At 69.6% G+C, this 3,293-nt stretch carries 3 protein-coding genes; 2 read left to right on the plus strand and 1 reads right to left on the minus strand.

Features of this window, described 5'->3' with window-relative positions; translation table 11 throughout:
• A partial coding sequence (locus tag ACIQOV_RS33935) for a hypothetical protein (protein WP_401054632.1) occupies positions 1-368 on the plus strand: 368 nt, incomplete at its 5' end.
• Between the two features lie 652 nt (positions 369-1,020).
• Here the strand turns inward: ACIQOV_RS33935 and ACIQOV_RS33940 are convergent.
• Entirely contained in the window at positions 1,021-2,271 is a 1,251-nt protein-coding gene (locus ACIQOV_RS33940) for an IS701 family transposase (protein ID WP_401054633.1), read from the minus strand.
• Between the two features lie 166 nt (positions 2,272-2,437).
• Between ACIQOV_RS33940 and ACIQOV_RS33945 the strand changes: the two genes are divergently transcribed.
• A partial coding sequence (locus tag ACIQOV_RS33945) for an IS630 family transposase (RefSeq protein ID WP_401054635.1) occupies positions 2,438-3,293 on the plus strand: 856 nt, incomplete at its 3' end.

The raw sequence follows: 3,293 nt of genomic DNA on the forward strand, positions 1-3,293 counted from the left end.
GCGACTTCACCCAGGCCGACGCGCCGGTGTCGTTCATCTACGACGCCTCGCAGAACTACCAGGCCGCCGGCATCCCGCTGGTCGTCCTGGCCGGCGCGGTGGTGGTGCTGGTGCTGCTCCGGGCCTGGGGTCTGCTGGCGGTCGGCGGGGTGACCAGCCTTGGGGTGACGGCGCGTTGGGTGGTGCTGCTGCCGGTGGTGGTGCTGGTGCACGCGCTGTCCGACTACCTGGAGATCTACTCGCCGGGGAAGACGGCCGACTGGCTGCAGGCGTTGGGCGTGGTCGTCGACCTGGGGTTGGGGCTGCTGCTGCTCCGGGCCCTTGCTGTTCCGGCGGCCGGCACCGTCGGTCCGCCGAAAGCCACCTGAAGGCACCGGCGGTGCGGCCGGTGCCGCTCTGCCCCCGGCGCCGGAGCGGTGCCGGGGGCGGCCGTGCTACCGGCGGCCGGTGGTGCGGGTGCGACGGGGGAGGGGACGACGGCCGGTAGGAACGCGCCGGTGTTGCCGTAGGCGTACCCGACCGGCAGTTCGCCGTTGTAGGCGAGGGCGAGTGCGAAGCCCGGTTCGGCGGCGTGCCGGTCGGGGCGCTCGGGGAACGGTGTCTCGGTGGTTCGACAGGTGCAGTAGGTCATCGGGGAGTTCCGGGTCGGCCGTGCCGCCATCGCAGGCACCTCTGGCAGGACGGCGCCGACCCGGCCCGAACCTTTCTGGCAGGAGGGCCTGCGGTTCGGACGCCGCCGGGCGGCCCGCCCGGTGGCGCCTTCGGGCAGGGTCAGCCACCAAGTGAGGTAGGACGCCGGCCATTGGCCAGCCCCCTGAGACAGGGCTGCGCTGCTGTGCGTCAGTTGACGGTTTTAGGTGAGCTTGCCGAATTGTTGTGAGGGCCACTTGCGTTCATTGTCGTGGCTAGTAGGGCTTGGTCAGGTCTGTTTTCGTGTGGGTATGTCGCGGTGGCAGGTGGGGCAGGCGCCGGCCCAGGTCGCCAGAAGGATCTGGAGCTCGCGGACGACTTGGTAGAGACTCAGGCCGGCCCCGCGTCTTTTGGGGCGGTGGCCAGTCTGCGCAGGGTGCAGAACGCGTGGGCGAGGGAGACCAGCGTGACGTGGTGGTGCCAGCCGGTGAACGTGCGGCCCTCGAAGTGGGCCAGGCCGAGGGCCTGTTTCATCTCCCGGTAGTCGTGCTCAACTCGCCAGCGGAGCTTGGCCATTCGCACCAGAGTGGTCAGCGGGGTGCCGGCGGGCAGGTTCGAGAGCCAGAACTGGACCGGCTCGGCTTCCTTGGCGGGCCATTCGGCCAGCAGCCAGCACTCGGCCAGTTCCACGCCCTCGGTGGCGTCGCGGATCTCGCGTCCGGCAGGGCGGATCCGCAGCGCCACGAAGCGCGAGTACATCCGTTTGAAGCCGCTCTTCGCCCTGCCGGGGCGCGATCCCTCCCGCCACGACACCGGCCTGGCCGCTTTCGAACCGGCGGCGATGGCCAGGTCCTTCACGCTGCGGGCCTTGTCCGGGTACTTCGCCACCGGCGGCCGGCCGGTGCCGCTGTAGGCGGGCGTGAACGGCCGGGCTTCGGCGGGGTGCGCGGTCGGTGTGGTGGAGATCCCCACCACGTAGTGCAGGCCGCGTTGCTGGAGGCCGAGGCGGAAGGCTGCGGCGTCGCCGTATCCGGCGTCGGCGATGACGAGTGGGACGTGGACACCCCAACAGCGGGTCTCGTCGATCATGTCCAGGGCCAGCTGCCACTTCTCCACGTGGCCCAGGCCGGCGGGGATGCCGCACCGGTCACGGCGGGCGACCTTGTCCGGGTCCGCCTTCGTCGATTCGGGGTCCCAGACGGCGGGGAGGAACAGCCGCCAGTTGACCGGTGCCGAGGCGTGGTCACGGGCCAGGTGGAGCGAGACGCCCACCTGGCAGTTGGTGACCTTGCCCGCGGTTCCGGTGTACTGCCGCGACACACACGCCGACGCGTCGCCGTCCTTGAGGAACCCCGTGTCGTCGATGATCAGCGCGGTCGGATCGATGGCGTCCTGCATCCGCCAGGACAAGCGGGCCCGGACATGCGCCGGATCCCAGGGACTTGTCGTGACGAAGTGCGCGAGAGCCTGCCGGTTTCCGTCCTCCCCGAGCCGCGCGGCCATCGGCTCCACCGACTTCCGTCTGCCGTCCAGAAGCAGCCCACGCACATAAGCCTGCCCCCAACGCCGCTGGTCAGCACGCGTGAACGCTTCGAACAACTCCGCCGTGAACGCCTCCAGGTCCTCCCGGACCTCGGCCATCTCCCCAGGTGTCACACACCAACAACGCGCCACCCACTCCCCAGGACACGCCACCACCGCGCCGACCTGACCAAGCCCTACTAGTGCCGCATCAGACTGCGTTCGCCCCGTTGTGACGCATCGCTCGGTTGCCGCCAGGTGGCAACCGAGCGGCCAGAATGATCACGTGGCTGAACGCGTAAGAGTGCGGGAGATTGACGACGACGAGGGCAGGCGCCTGCTGCGGATCGTCCGCAGAGGCACCGGGTCCGTGGTGACCTGGAGGCGGTCCCAGATGGTCCTGCTGTCCGCGCAGGGCATGGCGGTGGCGAAGATCGCCGAGGTGACGTTCACCAGCGCGGACCGGGTCCGGGACGTGATCCACAACTTCAACACCGACGGCTTCGACTCGCTCTACCCGAAGTACAAGGGCGGACGGCCGAGGACCTTCACGCTGCCCGAGCGCCGTGAGATCAAGAAGATCGCCAAGTCCAGGCCGGCCGAGCACGGCCTGCCGTTCTCGACCTGGAGCCTGGCCAAGCTGGCCGACTTCCTGGTCGCCGAGGGGGTGGTCGACGACATCAGCCACGAGGGCCTGCGGGTCCTGCTCCGCGAGGAGGGCGTCTCCTTTCAACGCGTGAAGACCTGGAAGACCTCCCGCGACCCGGACTACGCCGCAAAGAAGGCAAGGGTCGAGCACCTCTACGCGATCGCCGACGGCGAGGTCATACCCGAGCAGGGAGAACCCGAAGTCGTCTTCTGCATGGACGAGTTCGGGCCGCTCAACCTCCAGCCCCACCCCGGACGCCAGTGGGCCGAACGCGGCGGCAGGCACAAGGACCCCGACCGTGAGCCCCGGCCCCGCCGACGAGCGACCTACACCCGCCCGCACGGAGTCCGGCACCTGTTCGCCGCCTACGACCTCGCCAAGGACCGGCTCTACGGCCACATCAAGAAGACCAAGAACCGCTCGAAGTTCCTGGAGTTCTGCCGCTACCTGCGCTCGCTGCACCCGATGGACGTGCGCATCGCGATCGTGGCCG

Source organism: Kitasatospora sp. NPDC091257 (assembly GCF_044757675.1).
GTDB classification, from domain to species: domain Bacteria; phylum Actinomycetota; class Actinomycetes; order Streptomycetales; family Streptomycetaceae; genus Kitasatospora; species Kitasatospora lactacystinica.